The sequence below is a fragment of the Paracoccus angustae genome (assembly GCF_042648745.1).
In the GTDB taxonomy this organism is placed as follows: domain Bacteria; phylum Pseudomonadota; class Alphaproteobacteria; order Rhodobacterales; family Rhodobacteraceae; genus Paracoccus; species Paracoccus angustae.
Genome location: NZ_JBHRXY010000017.1, coordinates 1 through 18294, shown reverse-complemented (window position 1 = coordinate 18294; position 18294 = coordinate 1). Strand labels below are relative to the sequence as shown.

The window sequence follows — 18294 nt, the reverse complement described above, 5'->3', positions numbered from 1 at the left end:
CTCGGGTGCCTTTCGGCTTCTCTACGCTGCTTGTCGACGCGGTCTCGCTGATTTCGGGAAAAAGTGTGGCCGTGGGGCTGGTGCATCTGCCGATCGCTACGCGCATGACCGCAGGTCCGGTCGGCCTCATGGCGCGCGCCATGCCTGATCTATCGGGAGCCAACGGCAGCGCGCAGCACTTGTTCACGACCACCCTGAGCCGGACTGTCGCAGCCTTGGAGCCCCACCGAAGCGCAGACCTACAGCCTCGGCATTCCCTTCGGCCGCAGCAGCCGTTTCTGTGCCGCGATGCGGAACGGCGCGTTCGGGGCTCCGTAGCCGTCATAACCATCAACGCGCTGAACGATCTCGAAGAACAATCCGCCGGCGAAGGGTTGACTGTAGAACTGAAAGAATGCGCCGTTCGCGTCCTCGTCATAGAGGATGTTCAGCGCCTGCATGTCGCTCAGGGTGTCCGGATCAAGGGCGAAGCGCGCCTGCAAGTCCTTGTAGTAGTTTCCCGTCATCGGCAGCGGCCGGAAGCCCAGCGACGCCATGCGCCGGGCCGTGTCGAAGATGTCGGCAGTTTGCAGAGCGACATGCTGGACCGCGCCACCGAAATTGTCCGACAGGAAGCTGCCGGCAAGCGTTCGATGCGTTTCCGCACCGTTCAGCGTGATCCGGAAGGCCGCATCGGGCGACCGGATCGCCTGGCTGCGGACAAGGCCGTCAGGGTCGATGACATCAACCATGGGCGCGCGCGACATGTCAAAGATCGCCGTATAAAACAGCGACCAGCTGAGCATCTCGTCATAAACCATGGTTTCGGCAATGTGATCGACGCGGTAAAGGCCCGCCCCGCCATTGGCCGGATCATCTGTCTGTTCGAATTCGACGGTCCAGACCTCGGAAAGGCCGCTGTCCTCGTCGATGAAATGCAGGACGCTGCCGCCGACGCTGCGGATGGCCGGGATGTCCAGTTCTCCCGGGCCCGGGGGCTGGTAAAAGGGCGCGGCCCCCAGAGCCAGCGCACGGGCCACGGTATCCTGGGCGCTGGACACGCGCAGCCCGACGTCGCAGATGCTGGTGCCGTGCATCAGATAGGCGGAATGGGCGAAGCCCGTCTTTTCCGAATTCAGGATGATGCGGATATCGCCTTGCTGCCACAGCGCGACCTGCTTGCTCCGGTGGCTGCCTGCATGATGGAACCCCATCGAGCGCAACAGCTGGGCCAGGGCATCCGAGTCTTCGGCTTGGGTGGCAAACTCGATGAACTCGACACCCTTGACCCGGATACGGGAGGGCAGGTCGGGGGTCGTCGCGACAATGTCGGGTTCCATCCGACGAACATCGTCCATGATCGCCACAAGCGAGCGATAGCCATCCACCGCAAGCCCTGCCGGGCGTCCGCCCCGGAACTGGTCGTTGAAGATTTCCAGGCTGATGGTTCCGTCATACCCGGTCGCCGCAACGGCGCGCATGAAATCGGTGACGGGCAGGTCGCCCTCGCCCGGCATGCACCGAAAATGACGCGACCAGTACAGCAGGTCCATGTCGATCTGGGGGGCATCGGCAAGCTGGACAAAGAAGATCTTGTCGTTGGGTATCCGGCGGATCGTGTCCGGGTTGATCTTGCGCGCAAGCGTATGGAAGCTGTCCAGGATCAGGCCGACATTCGGATGGTCGGCCCGGCGCACGATTTCCCAGGCATCGCGGTGGTCATTGACATGGCGCCCCCAGGCCAGTGCTTCGTAGCCGACGCGCAGGCCGCGTTCTGCTGCAATCGCGCCCAGTTCGGCAAAATCATCCGCCGCCCGGTCAATACCTCCTACCGCCTCGGGGTGGACGGATGAACAGACCAGCATCAGATCGGTGCCCAGTTCCGCCATGGTGTCGAACTTGTAGCGGGCGCGCTCGAACGCTTTGGCGCGCAGGGCGCCGGTCAGCCCCTCGAAGTCGCGAAAGGGCTGGAACAGGGTGATGGCCAAACCGTGATCGCGGATCAGCGCGCCGATCTCTCGTGGAGAGCCGGTATCGGCGATGAAGTCCTGCTCGAAAATTTCGATGCCATCAAAGCCTGCCTTGGCAATGGCCTCCAGCTTTTCGCGAAGAGTGCCGGAAATCGAGACGGTCGCGATCGAGGTCTTCATACATCCTCGCCATGGTTCAGAAGTTCGGACCGCAAACACGCCTGATCAAGCGGTTTGCCCGCGAAATGGTCCCAAGCGTGAACGCCCTGAAAGAAGAAGAGTTCGTAGCCCGAGATGACTTTCAGCCCCGCGGCTTCGGCGTCTTGGAGAAACTGGGTATCGACCGGAGTGTAGACGGCATCGAAAGCCCAGGCCGCCCCTGCCATGGCAGGCGCCGACAACGGCGTGCCGCCATGGCCGACCATGCCGACCGGCGTGCCGTTCAGCAAACCCGTCGCGCCTGCCGCAGCCCGCGCCGCATCGGGTTCAGCCACGATCCGTGGCGCATTGGGAAGCGCGCGCAGGTCGGCGGCCAAGGCCTCGGCCTTGGCGGTGTCGCGGTCAACCAGCCTGATTTCCTCGGCCCCCAGTGCAACCAAAGCAAAGGCAAGCGCCCGGCCCACGCCGCCGGTCCCGATCAGGCAAGCGATCCCAGGCGGCGTGTCGCCCCGCACATTGCGATAGGCGGCGATAAAACCGGTATAGTCCGTGTTCTGCCCCCGGGGTCCATCCGGTTCGAACAGCACCGTGTTGACCGCCCCGATGGCGCGAACCAGCGGATCGTCGATGGCGACCTTGGCGGCCGCCCGCTCCTTGTAGGGATAGGTCACGTTGATGCCGCGATAGCCGCGACTGCCGGCCAAAGCGAAGACGGTGTCGAAGTCCTCGCCCATGTCGCGGGGGATGAGGCGGTCGTAAGCCACCTCCATCCCGTTCTGGAGACCCGCCAGCCGGTGCAGCAGCGGAGACCGCGACCGGGCGATGTTGTCGCCGATGAGGCCGAGCTTCAGGTCGGTCATGCCTTGTCCTCTCTTGCCGGACTGCCAAGCAACCGCGCCTTGCCCCAGGCCCAGACCGGCGTCTGCGACACAAAGATCCCGATCACCGCCAGGAACAGCACCAGCGACAGCGGGCTGGTGACGACGCCCCAGAAGAACCGGCCCAGATCCTCGCGTTCGGAAATGATCGCGCGGCGCCAGTTGTCATCGAGAAGCCGCGACAGGATCACGCCCAGGATCACCGGTCCCAAGGGATAGCCATAGTGCCGCATGAAATAGCCGAACAAACCAAAGGCCAGCATCCAGTAGACATCGCTCATGGCGTTGTTGACGGCATAGGCGCCGACGATGGACAGCAGCATGATCAGCGGGATCAGCACCGCACGGGGCATTTCCACGATCTTCACGAACAGCTTGATGCCCGTCAGGCCGAACAGCAGCATGAAGCAGTTCGCGGTCACAAGCGCGCCCACGATGAACCAGAACATGTCCGGCTGCTCGATCATCAGCATCGGCCCAGGATTCAGCCCGTGGATGAACAGCGCGCCGATCATGATCGCGGTGACCGCATCGCCGGGGATGCCCAGCGTCATCATCGGGATAAAGGCCCCGCCCACGGCGGCGTTGTTGGCGGTCTCGGGCGCGACAAGCCCCTCGATCGCGCCGTCGCCGAACTGGCGCTCGGGATTTTTGGTCACGCGCTTGGCGTGGTCATAGGCCATCAGCGCGGCAATGTCGCCGCCGGTGCCCGGCAGGGCGCCGATGATCACCCCGATGGTCGAGGTCTGGAGGGAAAGCGGCAGATGCTTCTTCAAAACGGCCCAGGAGGGCACGATGCGGTCGATCTTCTGGCGCACGGCAGCCTTGTCGAGGTGGTGCAGCTGCAACAGCGCCTCGGACACGCCGAACATGCCGATCATCACGGCGATAAAGGAGATGCCGCTTTCCATGAAGGACAGATCAAAGGTGAAACGTTCCGAAAAGGTCAGCGGGTCGCGGCCCACGGCACCGATTGCAATGCCCAGGGCGCCCGCGAAGATGCCCTTGACCAGGCTGCCCTGGGACAGCGATCCGACCAGAAGGATGCCCAGCACCGCCAGCAGCATGTAGTCGCGCGGCTGGAAGCTGAGCGCGAAGTCCGACACGAAAGGCGCGGCGATTGCCAGCACGGCGATGCCGATGAAGCCGCCCAGGAAGGACATCACGGTGGTGATGCCGATGGCGGCGCCCGCCTCGCCGCGTTGCGCCATGGGATAGCCGTCCAGCGCGGTGGCGATGGCCGAGGGCGCGCCGGGGATGTTCAGCAGGATCGCCGTGCGCGAGCCGCCGTAAACACCGCCCATGAAGATGCCGATCATCAGCGAGATCGCCGGATACACCTCCCACGAGAAGGTAAAGGACACCAGGATCGATACCGCCATGGTGACCGAAAGGCCGGGAATGGCGCCGACATAAACACCGGCAAAGGTGCCCACGCCGACCAGCAGGAACAGTTCCGGTTGAGTGAAGACGGTCAGGAAATTCAGCAGCGCATCCATCACGGATTTCCCCCGCCGATCAGGTTGCGGAACATCTGGATGATCTCGCCCTCGGGCACGATGCCGGCGGGCATCAGCACGGTAAAGACGATCCGGAAGATCAGCCAGACCACCAGAAGGCTGCCCAACGATACAAGCACCGTCCATCCCAAGCTGCGGCCCGACAGGATCTTGATGGTCGCGATCAGGAACAGCGCCGATGTCGGCAGGAACCCGAGCGGGCGCAGCAGGAAGCCATAGGCAACCAGAAAGGCCGCAAAGATCAGGACAACGCCGGGCAGGATGTCGCGGGCGATGGTCTCGGCCCGGTCAAGCGGCAGGCGCGCGGTTTTCAGCGCGACGATGCCTGCGGTGACGGCCATGACGAAGCTGGTCGCCATCGGGATCGCGCCCGCCCCGGACAGGGCCGTGAAGCCGGATATGCCATAGGCGTTCCACAAGAGCGCGAGGCTCGCGACCAGCAGGATCAGGGCAAAGGCAAGCTCGCCGGGGCGGCGTTGGTTTTCCTCGCCGCCCGGCGTGGCGTCCGAGGTGCCGTCGTGATGTTCGGGGTCGATATGGGGCATGACATCCTCCCTTTGGGATGCAAGACAGGGGGGCGCCGCTCGCGGCTGAACCGCGCGGCGCCGGGCTGCCAGGGGCGGCAAGGATGCCGCCCGCCAGAGGGATCAGTTGGCGGGACGCGCGATCCCGAACTCCTCGGGCGACGATTTGGTCAGGCCCGCATCGTGCAGAAGCCAGGTCGTGACCTGCTGCCAGTTGGTCAGGAAGTCCTGCGCCTCGGCCCCCGAGATGTTCATCAGCGTGAAGCCGCGGTCCTCCATCAGCTTGGTGAAGTCGGCGTTCTGCGCGCCAGCGGCATAAGCCTCGGTCAGCTTGGCCACCACGTCGTCGGGCGTGCCGTTCGGGACGAAGACGCCGAAGAACGGACCCCAGGGCAGATACTGGTCGTAGCCGTCGTTGAAGGTCGTGATGGCGGGCACATCCGGCAGCTTGTCGCTGGGTTCCTCTGCAACGATGGCCAAGGGTTTCATGCTGCCTGCACGAATGAACTCGATCGAGGCGCCCAGAACGGCCGGCATCACGTCGATGGCGCCGCCCTGCAACGCCGTCAGCGCCGGGCCGTCGCCGTCATAAGGCACGGTGATGACGTCCAGTTCGCCCTCGACGGCGCCGATCATGGCGGTCACGACCGAAGGCAGGCCGCCCGGTCCGGTCGATCCCACCCGCAGTTCGCCGGGATTGGCCTTGATGTATTCGATCATCCCGGCATAGTCGTCGAAGGGCGCATCCGGGTTCGCCACCAGAACCGCCGTGCCGCGCGCCAGGATGTTGATCGGGGTAAAGTCGGAATAGTCCTTGTCGCCCAGACCCATGACCTTGTAGAGCAGCGGGTTTTCCGCAGCCATCAGAAGCGTATAGCCGTCGGCCGAGGCGTTCGCCACCTGGTTCAGCCCAATGGCCCCCACGCCGCCGGTGATGTTCTGCATGACAACCTTGCCGCCCAGGACCTGTTCGGCATGGGGCGTCACCGACCGCATGACGGTGTCGGTGGAGCCGCCAGCGCCCCAGGTGATGATGCCCTGGATTTCCTTTTCAGGATATTCCGCCGCAGCCATGGTGGCGGACAAGACGAATGCGCCAAGCGCACCGATTACGATGTGTTTCATGAAGCTCCTCCCGTTTTCGTACGATCCACTGATCAAGAACACAGTGACGACTGGGACAAAAGATCATGAAACATTGCTATAACGTCAAATACTAAGATGGTAGCTCCATTAACATCAGGTTACTCTCAGGTCCGCAGCGAGGGACCATCCTCCACCGCGCGCGTCAGTTCCCGGCGGAATTGCTGGATGGCGTAATCCGCGAAGCCTGACAGAACCCTGCCCTTCTTGCGCACGACATAACTTCGGATGCGCACATCTTCAGCGAGCGGTCTTCGCACAAGACCAGGCATATAAACCTCGGCAACCGAAAATTCGTCGATCACCGCAACGCCAAGGCCGTGGCGCACCAGACTGACCACCGTCTGGGCGAACCGCCCGCGGATCGCGTGGCGCAGGCTTATACCTGCTTCCACAAACGGCCGGGCCATCTGCGCGCCGTAAGGATCGTCCGGATCGATGCCGATCAGCGGCTCATTCGCCAGTTCCCTGACGGATAGCACCGGCTGCCGCGCCAACCTGTGTCCTTCAGGCAGGATGACAACCAGGCGCCCTTCCGCGATCTGCTCATTCTCGATGGCCGCGTTCTGGACGGCCGAACTCATCACCACGAATTCGCCGCGTTCCAGCAGCAGGTATTCCACTGTTTCCTCGATCTTGAGGATGTTGAGGTCGATGAACAGATCGGCATAGCGGTCACGGACGCGACGCAAGGCACGCGCCGCGATGAATTGGGCGATGGACGGAGCCGAGGCGAAAGACAGCCGCACATCTTCCCCCTTCTGCAAGGACCCTATGGCGCTTTGCAGGTTCTCGACCCCGCGATAAACCTCTCGCACTTGCTCAAAGACCCGCGACGCCTCGATCGAGGGCACGAACAGGCCGGCCCTTCGCTCGAACAACCGGATGCCAAGCGACTCCTCGGCGTGCTTGACCAGTCGACTGATGCCGGGCGCCGAGACGTGCAGCATTTCGGACGCGCCGCTGATGGTGCCGGTCAGCATGACCGCGCGGATGACTTCAACCTGCCGGAGAGTAAGATCGGCCATGTTTGTTCCCCATGAAAGTTAACATGATGTTACTGGCAGGAACATCAGTATATTTGACGTTATATCTCATATCGTCAAACTACCTTTATGACACAGGCGCATACCGATAAGGCGGATCGCAATGCGATCGAATGGGCAGACACCTGCGATCTTCTGGTCGCGGGGTCGGGCGCGGCAGGCTTGGCGGCGGCGGTGACGGCAGCGCATCGAGGGCTGCGGGTGATTGTTGCGGAAAAGGACGCCGTTCTGGGCGGCACGACGGCCTGGTCGGGCGGCTGGATCTGGGCGCCCGGCAATCCCGTCGCGCGGCGGCATGGCATCGCCGAGGGGGCAGATGCCCCGCGCCGCTATCTCGAGGCGGTGCTGGGCAGCAACTTCGATCCTGGCCTGGTCGATGCGTTCCTCCATGCTGCGCCGGAGATGGTTGCCTTTTTCGAAAGCGAAACCGCCTTGCAGTTCGACGGCGGCCTGCACATTCCCGACACCTATGCCCACCAGCCGGGGGCCGGAACCGGAGGCCGGTCGGTGATCGCCAAGCCTTTCGACGGGCGCGCATTGGGCCGGCAGATCGCGCTGCTGCGTCCGCCCCTGCGGGAAACCACCTTCTGGGGCCTGACGATCCAGGCCGGCGCTGACCTGCGTGCCTTTATGACCGCGACGCGGTCGGTCCATTCGGCGCTTCATGTCACCCGCCGCCTGGGCCGCCACCTGTGGGATCTGGCGCGCCACCGGCGGGCGATGCAGCTTCGCAACGGCAGCGCGCTTGCGGCACGGCTGATCCGCTCGGCGCTTGATTGCGGCGTTGAAATGCGTCCGGGGCACGCAATCGAACGACTGATCACCGGAGCCGATGGCGTGATGGGCGCTGTGCTGCGTCGAGGCGGGCAGGACATCGCGGTGCGTGCGCGCCGCGGCGTCGTTCTGGCTTGTGGCGGATATGGCCATGACCTGGCTCGGCGTCAGGCAACCTTTCCGCGACCCGCAAGCCATCTGAGCCTGGCAGTTCCGACCGCCACGGGCGACGGGCTCCGGCTTGGCGAAGTGGTGGGTGGCCGTCAGGCCGTCGATCTGGCCGCGCCCGGTGCCTGGTGTCCGGTTTCGCGAGTCACCTGGCCTGATGGCAGTACCGGTGTCTTTCCCCATATCATCGACCGCGGCAAGCCAGGCGTGATCGGCGTCCTGGCGTCAGGGCGGCGCTTCTGCAACGAGGGGCTAGGCTATCACGATTATGTCCGCGCCATGCTGGAGGCCGTGCCCCCAGAGCGCGAGATGGCCTCGTGGCTGGTCTGCGATCATCGGTTCTTGCGGCGCTATGGCCTGGGAATCGTGCGCCCGGCTCCGGTGCCGATCGGTTCCTGGCTTCGGTCGGGATACCTGAAACAGGGCCGAACCCTTGCCGCCCTGGCGCGGTCCTGCGGCATCCACGAGAGGGGACTGGAGGACACGGTGCAGCAGTTCAACAGCCTTGCTGCCCAAGGCAAGGATCCGCAGTTCGGACGTGGCACGACGGCCTACATGCGCCTGCAGGGCGACCCCGACCAGCGTCCGAACCCCTGCCTTGCCCCAATCGACCACGCACCATTCTACGCCGTCAAGGTCGTCCCTGGCAGCTTCGGCACATTCGCAGGACTGCGCACGGACGGACAGGCCCGTGTTCTGGATGGCAAGGGGCTTCCCATTCTCGGGCTTTACGCAGCGGGCACCGACATGGCCAGTGTGATGGGCGGCCATTATCCGGCAGGCGGCATCAATCTGGGACCGGCGCTGACCTTTGGCTTTATCGCCGCGCGACATGCGGCAGGCAGCAACACATGACCCATCCCCTTGGCGTAGCTCATCTGACGGCGATCAACCTCGCCCCTCCCGCGTTCATCGAGGCGGCCGCGCGAGCAGGTTTCGAGCGGGTCGGCCTGAGATTGCTGCGGGTGACCGACACCAGCCCCGGCTATCCGCTGATGAACGATCCGGCCCTGATGCGGGCAACACGACATGCCTTGGCGGCCACCGGGCTTTTGGTGAACGATATCGAGTTCGTCCGGATCACACCCGAACTGGATCCTGCCGACCTTTGCCCGTTCCTGGATGCGGGGGCCGAACTGGGGGCCAGGCATGTCATCGCCGCGCCCTATGACCCTGATCTGGGGCGGCTTGCTGATCGGCTTGGCGCACTGTCCCGTCTGGCGACGGAACGGGGACTGGCTGTGGTTCTGGAATTCTTCCCTTGGACCGTCGTTCCCGATCTTTCATCCGCGTTGGCAATGGCGAAGGCGGCGGGCGACAAGGTTGGCGTTCTGGCGGACAGCCTGCATTTCGACCGGTCGGCATCATCGCTCGACCTTCTGCGCGAGACTCCGGCATCCTTGCTGCCGTTCGTCCATCTGGCCGATGCACCTATCCACCCGCCTTACACCGAGGCCGAGTTGCTGCACACGGCGCGTGACGAACGTCTTCCACCGGGCGAGGGCGAGATAAATCTCGTCGGTTTCCTTGCGGCACTGCCCGCCGGTGTCCCTGTGGTCGCTGAGGTCCCTATGACCGCAGCGACACTGTCCGTGGGCGAAAATGAAGTTCTGCAAAGAGTGGCCGCAGGCTGTCGAAACCTCCTAGAAAATCGATAGAAAAGGGCATCTTGCCCCAAGCGCGATTGATCTTGCCGCCGCTGGTCCAGAACGGAGCGCAATGGGCGTTGCAGAGTGCCGCTCAGTTCAAGAGCCGCACGACTCCCAGGGTGATGAACGGGAATGCGATCAGGATGGCAATGCGGATGATGTCGCTGATCAGAAAGGGTAGCACGCCTCGGAAGCTTTCAATCATCGGCACGTCGCGCGCCATGCCGTTGATGATGAACACGTTCATGCCGACCGGCGGGGTGATCAGGCCGACTTCGACCACGACCACGGCCAGGATGCCGAACCAGATCAGTGTCTCCTCGCGCGACATTCCGAAGTCGAGGCCCGCGATGATCGGGTAGAAGATCGGTATGGTCAACAACAGCATGGACATGGAATCCATAACGCAGCCAAGCACCAGATACAGCACCAGCATCGCCAGAAGGATCATCATGGGCGACAGGCCCGAATTCTGGATTGCCGAAGCCAGAAGCATCGGTGTCTGGGTCTGTGCCAGAAAGGCGTTGAAGGTTTCGGCCCCTAGAAGGATCAGGAATATCATGGCCGATGTTCCGGCTGTGCCGCGCAGGCAATCGGCGATGCCGCGCAGGCGCATGCCGCCATGCAGGACAGCCAGCATCCCAGTACCAAAGGCGCCGACGGCCGCGGCCTCGGTTGGGGTGAACCAGCCGCGATACATCCCGACGATCACCAGGGCGAAGATCAGGATCAGCGACCATGTCTCGCGCAGGGCAGCCAGCCGCTCGGGCCAGGTGGCGCGGGGTCCGGCGGGACCGTCGGCAGGGTGGCGGCGCACGAAGATCGCGACCGCCAGCATGTAGCCCACCGCCGCCAGCAGGCCGGGCACCATTGCGGCTACGAACATCTTGGCGATGCTCATTTCCGCCATCAGCGCATAAAGGACAAGAATGACCGAGGGCGGGATCAGGATCCCCAGCGTTCCCCCCGCCGCCAGCGATCCGGTGGCAAGCGCCCCGCTGTAGTTGTAGCGGCGCATTTCGGGCAGGGCGACCTGGCCCATGGTAGCAGCGGTGGCCAGCGACGACCCGCAAATTGCCCCGAAGGCCGCGCAGCCGCCGATCGAGGCCATGGCCAGCCCGCCCCTGCGATGGCCCAGGAAAGCCGCCGCGGTGCGGTAAAGGGCGCGGCTCATCCCCGCCTTTGTCGCGAACTCGCCCATCAGCACGAACAGCGGGACGACCGACAGCGAATAGGTCGAGAACTGGTAATAAGTCGAGGTCTTGAGGAAGGCGAGCAGCGGCGTGGTGCCTGTCCACAACGCATAGCCCCCCAGTCCCACGGCCAGCATGGCCACCCCAATGGGAATGCGCACGGCCATCAGGGCCAGCAACACAGCAAAAGAGGTCAGTCCGGCGGTGATCCCCGTCATGTCCGGGCCTTTCGCAGATGTCCGACCATTGTGGCCGCGCAGGTCGCGACCAGCAGCGCCATGGCCGGGATGATGACAGGAAATGCCCACCACAAGGGTATGCGCAGAACCATGGTCTGTTCGCCGTATTGCCGCATCTCGGCCCCACCGTGGAACAGCCGCCAGGCAAGAAGCACGGCGATCAGCAGGTAAACCAGGTCACCCAATGCCTCCAGCAGGTGATTGGTGCGGGGGTTGGCCTTGCTGGTGAAGAAATCGACCAGGACATTGCCGCCACTGACCTGGCACCAGGGAAGAAAGCAGAAGATCGCGATGGCGCTGCCCAGCTCGACCAGTTCGAAGTCACCGGGAACAGGAGCGCCCAGGACCGACCGCTTGACGACGCTGATGACCGTCATCAGCATCATTGCCAGGATCACCAGCCCCCCGATGGCGGCAAACAAGCGGCAGAGGGCGACAAGCCAGCCCGGCACCGGCACGGGCAGGGCATGCTCGGTCAGGTCCGCCGGATCGGTCATGTCGCCCCCCGCCGGCTTCACTGCGCGCGCGCCTTGTCCAGCATCGCGCGGGCGTCGTCCAGCATGGCCTGGCCGTCATGGCCTGCATCGGTCATGGTCTTGACCCAGGCGTCGATCACCGGTTGGCTGGCTTCCCGCCATTCGGCCAGGTTCTCTTCGGAGATGACGGTGACGGTGTTGCCGGCATCAACAGCCTTCTGGCGTTCGGCCAATTCGGCCTCGTCGAAGGCGGTGCCGGCAAGCGTCGCAAGGGCCGCGCCCGAATTGTCGTCGATGACCTTCTTCAGATCGTCGGGCAACCCGTCGTAAACCGCCTGGTTCATCACCAATGCCATCACGGCCGAGGACAGTCCGCCATTCTCGGTTCCGAATTCAGTGTGATTGCGGGTGACACTTTCAATGCGCAGGCTGCCGAAGACCTCCCACGGGATGACGGCGCCGTCGATCACGCCGGTGGTCAGCGCCTGCGGCACCTCGGGCACGGGCATGCCAACGGCGGTGGCGCCCAAGGCGTTCAGGCCATCGGTCATTGTGCGGGACGGCGCGCGGACCTTCAGCCCGGCCAAATCGGCCAGCGAGGCCACGGCCTTGTCCTTTGTGTGCAGCTTGTAGGCCGAGGGCGCGTGGATCAGCAGCGGGTGCACGCCCGCCAGTTCGTCGCCCATGTATTTCGCCTGGTATTCCTGAAGCGCCGCCGTGGTTTCCGTGGCGCTGCCCGCCAGGAAGGGCAACTCGAAGACCTCGGACACCGGGAAGCGGCCGGGGGTATAGCCGAACAGCGTCCAGGCCACGTCCACCACCCCGTCGCGGGCCTGGTCGAACAGTTGCGGCGGCTTGCCCCCCAACTGCATCGAGGGATAGATCTGCACGTCGATCCGCCCGCCGGACTGTTCCTCAACCATCTTTTCCCAGGGCTCCAGCACTCCGGTCTGAATGGGCGCGTCTGCCGACAGGAAGTGGTGGACGCGCAGCGTCACGTCTTGCGCTGTCGCAGCCGAGCCAAGGCAAAGCGCGGCCACGGTGGCCAGCAGGGTCGTTCGTGTCATGTAGTTCTCCTCCCATGGTGATGATCGGCAAGACTTGCCGGTATTTCGCTCTGGCGCCAGGATGGCGGCCTGGTGTGCCTGGGCCGAAGGGATAACAGCGCCGTCGCAAGGGTTCCTGCTTCGCTGCTTGCAATCTGCCGAAACACGAGCGTCCGCCATTCAACGCCAAGGGCCAAGCCGTCGCGTTCCTGCGCATAGATCCTCGCGCCATGAATCATCGACACGCCACCTGCCTTCAGTCGGGCGATGCTGACCGGGGCCTCAGCCGCCACCGGGTTTGACTTCTGCGGCATGATTGATGATCCGCCAACGGTGGGCGTTTGCGCGCAGGGGATATGGCATGCATCCTGGATCAGGTCGCGGCGCGCGCCGGGGATGGGATCCGCCGGGGCGCGGAGGAGATCGGGAGGCGTGGCCCCATCCGGCCCGCCGATCGATAGACCGACGAAGACCGCCTGCCCCAAATCCCGATCACGGATTAGCGCGCCCACGTCACCGGCGAACCGGGGCCGATGCGGCAGCAGCCCGCCCCAGAGCCGCAGGTCGGTGCCCAGCGAGTTGCAGAACACCATCGCCAGATCGTCCTGCGGCCCCTCGTCGGCAAAATGCAGATCGACCCCGCTCACCCATGCGGCTTCCATCAGTATGGCAATCCCACATAGTTCTCGGCGAAGGCCTGCTGCTGCGCCCGGTTGTCGCGAAGGAAAGCGATGTCGGCCTGCTGCATCTTCAGGTCAAAGGGCGACATGTCGGGATAGCGGTGCAAAAGGCCGCTGAACCACCAGCTGAAGCGTTCGGCTTTCCAGACCCGCAGAAGGGCGCGTTCGGAATAGGCGTCGATGCCCGCGCAGTCGTTGTCTCGATAGAATTGCCGCAGCCCGTCATGCAAGTAATGCACGTCACTGGCCGCGAGATTCAGGCCTTTGGCCCCGGTAGGCGGCACGATGTGCGCGGCGTCGCCGCACAGAAACAGCCGACCCCACCGCATCGGCTCGGTCACGAAGGATCGCAGCGGTGCGATGGATTTGTCGATACTGAGGCCGGTGACCAGCCGGTCGGCCACCTCGGGCGGCAGGCGGCGCTTCAACTCGGCCCAGAAGGCGGCGTCGGTCCAGTCCGAAGGGTGGTCGGACAGGGCGCACTGGATGTAATAGCGCGACAGATTGTCGTTGCGCATTGAGCACAGTGCAAAGCCGCGTTCGGAATTGGCGTAAATCAGTTCGTCATGGACCGGCGGCGTCCGCGACAGCACGCCCAGCCAGCCGAAAGGATAGGTCTTTTCATATTCGCGCCGGACCGCCAGAGGGATCGTCTGGCGGCTGATGCCGTGAAAGCCGTCGCATCCCGCCACGAAATCGCAGTCGATGCGATGCTCGGTTCCATCCCGGGTGAAGGCGACATGCGGGCTGTCGGTATCGGCGCCGTGGATCGCCACGCCCTCTGCCCGGAACTCGGTCGTCAGACCCGCGGCCTCGCGCGCGTCATAAAGGTCTCGGGTCACTTCGGTCTGACCGTAGACAACGACCGGTTTTCCCGTCAGTCCGTTGAAATCCAGGTGGAACATCTGGCCGTTTACGGCGATCTGGGTACCGTGATGGACGTGCCCCTCGGCATGAAGACGGTCGGCCACACCCGCCTCTTCCATCAGGCGCACCAGCCCGGCCTCGAGTACGCCAGCCCGGATCCGGCCCAGGACATACTCGCGAGTCTTGCGTTCGACCACCACAGAGTCGATGCCGTGGCGGTACAGCAATTGCCCCAGCAGCAGACCGGCCGGTCCACCGCCGATGATGGCAACCTGTGTGCGCATGATCCCCCCGCCCTCGCTGGGAACTCTCCCCCATCCACAGGGCCATGATTGCATGTGCAAAGCACCAAGTAAAATGAGATAACGGCGCAGATACTTACCATAAGAGGCAAGAATGGACCGCCGCATCATGTTTCGCCACCTCCCGGTCTTTACCGAGATCCTCTGCCAGCGAAGCCTGTAGTGCGCGGTCGAGAGGCTTTCGCTGAATCAGCACACCATTTCCCGCACATCAACCGACCTCGTGGCGAACCCGGGCGCGCAGTTGCTGATCCGAGTCCGGGGCGTCCTGGCGCTGAAAGTGGTCGCGCTGCCGTCGGTCGCTGCGCGACTGACGTGGCAGATCGCGATTGAGATGGCCCGGCTAGCACCCTACCCGCACCTGACGATAGGTCGACGGATCGCGTGAGGCGCTAACGGAAAAACTGCGCGACGGCAGGGCGTTGTTGCGCAACTCGCGCCTTAGGCGTGACAGCCCTCAATTCGCGCGGACGAGCGGTGATGAGCCGGGCGAAGGTCCGCAAGGATGGTGTCCAGCGCGACGCTGTCACAGCCGGCATCTTCTGGCTGGTGCCGCAGGTGAGGGACGGATCGGCCGCACGGGCGGCGGTCGGATGAAACGCGCGCTGGGCTTGCAGGCGGCGGTGGAATGGGCGTTCCGGGTCGAGAGGGCGCAGCTGGACCGCCCGTGTTGGAGGACAGAACCGGCGAGAGCTTCGGCTATGGGCTGGAACATGTCCTGCTGCAGCGCGCGGCACTGGGCTGCAGGATCGATGGCGGCCAGCACAAGATGGGCAGCTACACCCACCAGGATGCCGAGGTCATCGCTGCCTGCGTGGCCGGCATGCCCGACTGCTTCGGCGGCAGGCGCATGGCGATCCGGGTCGCGGAACTGGCCCGCGCCGGGCTGACCCTGGACTGCATGCCCGGCACCGTGCCGCGCTGCGTGCCGGTCGAGGTCAAGCGCAACCAGCATAGGGAACGGGCGGTCATCGCGGTCGTCGGCACCGCGCGGGTGGTGTCATGCGGAAAATGGCGCAGCGTCGATATCCTGGCCTGCCCGGTCTCCTTCTTGCCTCATCCCCGCCAGATCGAAGCCGCCCGCCGCGCCTATGACGACTGGTGGCAGGCAATAGGCTGGATCCACGACGGCTTGATCGCGGGCGGGATGCTGCGGGAGGTCGAGGTGACGGGGGTGATGCCGAGGGCAAGGCCGTGGGAACTGCGGCCTTCAGACCGCCGTTAGCGGCTGGATTTCGCCCTATGGCTGCAATACGGTCTGGAAAAAGACTTTCTCCGAGGGGCAGATTTCCAATCGCGGCAACCGAAAACGGCTCTGATCTGGGCATCGAATCCAGCCTGTTCAAAGCGGCCGACAAGCTGCATGGCAATATTGAGCCCTCGGATTACAAGCATGTAGCCCTTGACCTAATATTCCTCAAGCATATCTCGGACGGTTTCGAGGCCAAGCGCAACGACCTGCTTGCGGAGCATCCCGAAGGCGCCGAGGATCCCGACGAATATCTGGCCGACAACATCTTCTGGGTGCCGCCCGAGGCGCGCTGGTCCCATCTGCAGGCCAGCGCGAAGCAGCCCAGCATCGGCAAGCTAATTGACGAAGCGATGATCGCCATCGAGAAGGTGAACCCGGCCCTAAACGCCGTCATGCTCGGGGAACTCATCGGCCTGATCTCCGGCATCGCTCTGGGCGAAGGCAAGGACAAGGCGCGCGACCTTCTGGGCCGGGTCTATTAATACTTCCTCGGCCAGTTCGCGGGCAGCAAGGGCAAGCGGGGCGGCGAGTTCTACACCCCCCGTTCAGTTGTCCGCACCATGGTCGAGATGCTGGAATCCTACAAAGGCGCGTCTATGACCCTTGCTGCGGTTCGGGCGGCATGTTCGTGCAGTCGGAGAAGTTCGTCGAGGCCCACGGCGGCCGTCTGGGCGACATCGCCATCTACGGGCAGGGGTCGAACTACACCACCTGGCGGCTGTGCAAGATGAACCTGGCCGTCCGCGGGATCGACGCCGACATCCGCTGGAACTCGGAAGGCACCTTCCAAAAGAACGAACTGCCCGACCTGCGCGCCGACGTGATTCTGGCCAACCTGAATCTTGATGCCCGCGATACGCTCTAGTACTACAGCTGCGCTTTATACCATTCCCTGATCCGGTGTGGTTATGTCGCTTGGCGGGGAGTGGGTTGGCATGTCTGTTGCGGACTGGACGGGAACCCTGATCGACTGGCAGGCCGCGCTCCAGGAGTTGAGAGAGATCATCGCGCCGGCCTTTGGGCGACGCGAGCAGCAGCAATCGGCAAACGCCTTCATTGACGGCGTGCTGTCGGGAGCCGAACGCAAGACCGGCTGGATGCTGGCGGAAGAGGCGGGCTTCGAGCGTCCTTACCGCATCCAATCGCTTCTGGGGCGATCATCCTGGTCGGCCGATGAGCTTTGCCGTCTGGTGAGATGCTACGGCATCAAGGCGCTTGGTGATCCGGACGGGATGCTGGTGGTGGATAAGACCGGCTTCCTGAAGAAGGGGACTGCATCTGCCGGCGTGGCGCGCCAGTATTCGGGGACGGCGGGACGGATCGAAAACTGACAGATCGGTGGCCTTGGTCGGCATCATTTTCGTTCTGCGATCTGGCATTCCTTGGGAGATGCTGCCGCGTGAGTTTGGCTGCTCAGGCATGACCTGCTGGCGCAGGTTGCGTGACTGGCAGACAACTGGCGTTTGGGCCAGGCTCCACCGCGTGCTGCTTGAGCGGCTGTCGGACGCCGGGCATCTGGACTGGAGCCGGGCCAGCCTCGACAGCGCCGCCATTGCGGCGAAAAGGGGGGTGCAGAAACCGGCCCGAACCCCACGGATCGCGGCAAACCGGTCACGAAGCGCCATCTTGTGGTCGACCGGCGGGGCACCCCGCTCGGGGTGCGGCTGAGCCCGGCCAATCGGCACGACAGCATGATGCTGGCACCTACTCTGGATGCCGTGCTTGGCGTGCGCCACGGTCGTGGCCGTCCGCGCAAGCTCCACGCCGACAAGGCCTATGACCATGGCCGCTGCCGGAGCGAATGCCGGAAACGTGCCATCAAGCCCCGCACTGCACGGCGAGGCATAGACAGCAGCGAAAGGCTGGGCCGACACCGATGGGTCGTCGAGCGGACACTGGCATGGCTCAACCGTTTTCACCGCCTCGCCATCCGCTATGAGTGGCGCGCCGACATCCACGAGGCTTTCGTGATCCTCGGCTGCGCTCTCATCTGCCTCAACCAAATCAGGAGGATTTGTTAGGTGTTCTAAAACGAATGCGGCGCAGGGTAGCCTGCGCCGCTGATCCGATTGTTTATAGCTCGTCCCGAAGGAGCGCCAGCGTCACCCGGCCGCTTTAGTTCGCAATGAACCATTGCCCAGTATGCGGCGGCGAGTTGGAGATCCTGCGAGGGCAGCGGAGGCGGAAACACCCGCCGTTCCAGTGCCTCCTTGTCCAAACCTTCGGGCAGCGGCCAGGATAGGCCAGCCACTGCGGCATGGCGCAGATACCCAATGACCGTTGTCCTGCCGACGCCGGTCGCAAGTGCAATTCACCGGGTCGACATGCCCTACGCATCCAGGCGCAGCACGTCCTAGAGCACGTTGCGCCATTCCCGATTCAGGATACCCCTGTGGCTTGATCTGTGATTCCCTGCCTGCATGACAGAT

The 18294-nt window shown here is 64.0% G+C and carries 15 protein-coding genes and 3 pseudogenes; 7 read left to right on the top strand and 11 right to left on the bottom strand.

All coding sequences use genetic code 11. The features are described 5' to 3' along the window. Positions 1-239: 239 nt before the first annotated feature. From ACFOM8_RS16075 to ACFOM8_RS16050, 6 genes are all read right to left on the bottom strand, one after another. Positions 240-2129 (bottom strand): bifunctional sugar phosphate isomerase/epimerase/4-hydroxyphenylpyruvate dioxygenase family protein, encoded by a 1890-nt coding sequence (locus ACFOM8_RS16075; protein ID WP_377763038.1) that lies wholly within the window; start codon positions 2127-2129, stop codon positions 240-242. Beyond that, positions 2126-2968, bottom strand: a complete 843-nt coding sequence (locus ACFOM8_RS16070; RefSeq protein ID WP_377763036.1) for a shikimate dehydrogenase family protein — start codon at positions 2966-2968, stop codon at positions 2126-2128. Before ACFOM8_RS16070 ends, ACFOM8_RS16075 begins: the two co-directional genes overlap by 4 nt. After that, entirely contained in the window at positions 2965-4485 is a 1521-nt protein-coding gene (locus ACFOM8_RS16065) for a tripartite tricarboxylate transporter permease (RefSeq protein ID WP_377763034.1), read from the bottom strand. The genes ACFOM8_RS16070 and ACFOM8_RS16065 overlap by 4 nt, the downstream gene beginning before the upstream one ends. Beyond that, positions 4485-5051, bottom strand: a complete 567-nt coding sequence (locus tag ACFOM8_RS16060; protein ID WP_377763033.1) for a tripartite tricarboxylate transporter TctB family protein — start codon at positions 5049-5051, stop codon at positions 4485-4487. The genes ACFOM8_RS16065 and ACFOM8_RS16060 overlap by 1 nt, the downstream gene beginning before the upstream one ends. Before the next feature lie 102 nt (positions 5052-5153). Next, entirely contained in the window at positions 5154-6155 is a 1002-nt protein-coding gene (locus ACFOM8_RS16055; RefSeq protein ID WP_377763031.1) for a Bug family tripartite tricarboxylate transporter substrate binding protein, read from the bottom strand. Positions 6156-6280: 125 nt separating this feature from the next. Then, positions 6281-7201, bottom strand: coding sequence for a LysR family transcriptional regulator (locus ACFOM8_RS16050; protein WP_377763030.1), 921 nt, complete (start codon positions 7199-7201; stop codon positions 6281-6283). An 87-nt stretch (positions 7202-7288) separates the two neighbouring features. On the opposite strand from ACFOM8_RS16050, the gene ACFOM8_RS16045 reads away from it, so the two are divergent. Beyond that, the gene (locus ACFOM8_RS16045) at positions 7289-9016 is read left to right on the top strand and encodes an FAD-dependent oxidoreductase (protein WP_377763028.1); all 1728 of its coding nucleotides are present in this window, start codon (positions 7289-7291) and stop codon (positions 9014-9016) included. Beyond that, positions 9013-9819: a sugar phosphate isomerase/epimerase family protein gene (locus ACFOM8_RS16040; protein ID WP_377763027.1), complete on the top strand. Its 807-nt coding sequence runs from the start codon at positions 9013-9015 to the stop codon at positions 9817-9819. The genes ACFOM8_RS16045 and ACFOM8_RS16040 overlap by 4 nt, the downstream gene beginning before the upstream one ends. Positions 9820-9901: 82 nt before the next feature. On the opposite strand, the gene ACFOM8_RS16035 is transcribed toward ACFOM8_RS16040, so the two are convergent. The 5 genes from ACFOM8_RS16035 to pobA are packed head-to-tail and all read right to left on the bottom strand — an operon-like array spanning position 9902 to position 14595. After that, the gene (locus tag ACFOM8_RS16035; RefSeq protein ID WP_377763025.1) at positions 9902-11221 is read right to left on the bottom strand and encodes a TRAP transporter large permease; all 1320 of its coding nucleotides are present in this window, start codon (positions 11219-11221) and stop codon (positions 9902-9904) included. Next, complete coding sequence (locus ACFOM8_RS16030) at positions 11218-11739, bottom strand: TRAP transporter small permease (RefSeq protein WP_377763023.1); 522 nt, start codon at positions 11737-11739, stop codon at positions 11218-11220. Before ACFOM8_RS16030 ends, ACFOM8_RS16035 begins: the two co-directional genes overlap by 4 nt. Positions 11740-11756: 17 nt before the next feature. After that, complete coding sequence (locus ACFOM8_RS16025) at positions 11757-12785, bottom strand: TRAP transporter substrate-binding protein (protein WP_377763022.1); 1029 nt, start codon at positions 12783-12785, stop codon at positions 11757-11759. After that, positions 12782-13411, bottom strand: coding sequence for a hypothetical protein (locus ACFOM8_RS16020; RefSeq protein ID WP_377763020.1), 630 nt, complete (start codon positions 13409-13411; stop codon positions 12782-12784). Before ACFOM8_RS16020 ends, ACFOM8_RS16025 begins: the two co-directional genes overlap by 4 nt. 14 nt (positions 13412-13425) lie before the next feature. After that, positions 13426-14595 carry a 4-hydroxybenzoate 3-monooxygenase gene (pobA, locus tag ACFOM8_RS16015; protein ID WP_377763019.1) on the bottom strand — a complete coding sequence of 390 codons (1170 nt, stop codon included), beginning with the start codon at positions 14593-14595 and terminating at the stop codon, positions 13426-13428. A 611-nt stretch (positions 14596-15206) separates the two neighbouring features. On the opposite strand from pobA, the pseudogene ACFOM8_RS16010 reads away from it, so the two are divergent. The 5 genes and pseudogenes from ACFOM8_RS16010 (at position 15207) to ACFOM8_RS15990 (ending at position 17886) form a co-directional block, all read left to right on the top strand. Next, positions 15207-15838: pseudogene (locus ACFOM8_RS16010) on the top strand (hypothetical protein). Continuing rightward, positions 15808-16347 carry a type I restriction-modification system subunit M N-terminal domain-containing protein gene (locus tag ACFOM8_RS16005; protein WP_377763017.1) on the top strand — a complete coding sequence of 180 codons (540 nt, stop codon included), beginning with the start codon at positions 15808-15810 and terminating at the stop codon, positions 16345-16347. The pseudogene ACFOM8_RS16010 and the gene ACFOM8_RS16005 overlap by 31 nt, the downstream one beginning before the upstream one ends. A 60-nt stretch (positions 16348-16407) precedes the next feature. Next, positions 16408-16730, top strand: a pseudogene (locus ACFOM8_RS16000) (HsdM family class I SAM-dependent methyltransferase); the annotation flags it as partial. A gap of 70 nt (positions 16731-16800) precedes the next feature. Further along, positions 16801-17193: pseudogene (locus ACFOM8_RS15995) on the top strand (transposase); the annotation flags it as partial. Then, a protein-coding gene (locus ACFOM8_RS15990; RefSeq protein ID WP_377763117.1) for an IS5 family transposase occupies positions 17144-17886 on the top strand; the annotation gives its coding sequence in 2 pieces (ribosomal slippage) (positions 17144-17426 and positions 17426-17886; 744 coding nt in all). The pseudogene ACFOM8_RS15995 and the gene ACFOM8_RS15990, both read left to right, overlap by 50 nt. Positions 17887-18294 lie beyond the last annotated feature (408 nt).

Excerpts from the sequence above, each read along its gene's own strand:
- ACFOM8_RS16075 (WP_377763038.1), bottom strand. The coding sequence starts at position 2,129 with ATGAAGACCTCGATCGCGACCGTCTCGATTTCCGGCACTCTTCGCGAA.
- ACFOM8_RS16070 (WP_377763036.1), bottom strand. The coding sequence starts at position 2,968 with ATGACCGACCTGAAGCTCGGCCTCATCGGCGACAACATCGCCCGGTCG.
- ACFOM8_RS16065 (WP_377763034.1), bottom strand. The coding sequence starts at position 4,485 with ATGGATGCGCTGCTGAATTTCCTGACCGTCTTCACTCAACCGGAACTG.
- ACFOM8_RS16060 (WP_377763033.1), bottom strand. The coding sequence starts at position 5,051 with ATGCCCCATATCGACCCCGAACATCACGACGGCACCTCGGACGCCACG.
- ACFOM8_RS16055 (WP_377763031.1), bottom strand. The coding sequence starts at position 6,155 with ATGAAACACATCGTAATCGGTGCGCTTGGCGCATTCGTCTTGTCCGCC.
- ACFOM8_RS16050 (WP_377763030.1), bottom strand. The coding sequence starts at position 7,201 with ATGGCCGATCTTACTCTCCGGCAGGTTGAAGTCATCCGCGCGGTCATG.
- ACFOM8_RS16045 (WP_377763028.1), top strand. The coding sequence starts at position 7,289 with ATGACACAGGCGCATACCGATAAGGCGGATCGCAATGCGATCGAATGG.
- ACFOM8_RS16040 (WP_377763027.1), top strand. The coding sequence starts at position 9,013 with ATGACCCATCCCCTTGGCGTAGCTCATCTGACGGCGATCAACCTCGCC.
- ACFOM8_RS16035 (WP_377763025.1), bottom strand. The coding sequence starts at position 11,221 with ATGACGGGGATCACCGCCGGACTGACCTCTTTTGCTGTGTTGCTGGCC.
- ACFOM8_RS16030 (WP_377763023.1), bottom strand. The coding sequence starts at position 11,739 with ATGACCGATCCGGCGGACCTGACCGAGCATGCCCTGCCCGTGCCGGTG.
- ACFOM8_RS16025 (WP_377763022.1), bottom strand. The coding sequence starts at position 12,785 with ATGACACGAACGACCCTGCTGGCCACCGTGGCCGCGCTTTGCCTTGGC.
- pobA (WP_377763019.1), bottom strand. The coding sequence starts at position 14,595 with ATGCGCACACAGGTTGCCATCATCGGCGGTGGACCGGCCGGTCTGCTG.